At 58.3% G+C, this 725-nt stretch carries 2 pseudogenes; both read right to left on the bottom strand.

The window, feature by feature from the left end:
• Positions 1-293, bottom strand: a pseudogene (locus B4F73_RS16045) (NADH-quinone oxidoreductase subunit F); the annotation flags it as partial.
• Positions 294-296: 3 nt separating this feature from the next.
• A pseudogene (locus tag B4F73_RS16050) lies at positions 297-725 on the bottom strand (hypothetical protein); the annotation flags it as partial.

Genomic DNA, 725 nt, shown 5'->3' on the forward strand with positions numbered 1-725 from the left:
ATGATCTCGCGGTCTTTGCAGGTACCGGGCTCGGACTCGTCAGCATTGACGACGAGATAGTGCGGTCGATCACGCACTTCCTTCGGCATGAACGTCCATTTCAGACCGGTCGGGAAGCCAGCGCCGCCGCGACCACGCAGGCCGGAGGCCTTGATCTGGTCGCATATCCAGTCTGGCCCCTGATCCAGCATCTCCTTGGTGAGGTGCCAGGCGCCGCGTTTCTTCGCCGCTTCGAGGTCGGGTGAGTGCAAACCATAGAGGTTTGTGAAGATGCGATCCTTGTCCTGCAGCATGGCCTAGTCCTCATCATCCTTGCTGGAGGCAACTTGCCCCGCATCGACCCGCTTCGAGAACTCGGTCTCGCCACCCGTGGCCAACTCTTTTGCTTGCGCGATCCAGTCTTCCCGCTCAATGCGACCCGGGAAGCTCATATAGTCTTCAACCCAATCAACATTGGCTGGCGTCCAGTCCGCGATCTGTCGGAAGGTGAAGATGCCGAGCTCATTGAGCGCATCTTCGTTCTTAGGGCCGATACCTTTGATGCGCTTCAGATCATCATGGCCTTCAGCAGCGATCGTGACCGATTCCGGCTTTTCTCCGGAAACAGCAGCAGGCGCAGATCTCTCGGCGGTTTCTGTCTTCGAGATCAGCGTCGTCTTGCCGGTGTTATCCTTTTGGGGGACTTCACGTTGTGTGTTCGTCGGCGCGGATTCCGCTGGCTTGCC

Origin of the sequence: Hyphomonas sp. UBA3601 (assembly GCF_002375605.1) — a bacterium.
GTDB lineage: Bacteria > Pseudomonadota > Alphaproteobacteria > Caulobacterales > Hyphomonadaceae > Hyphomonas.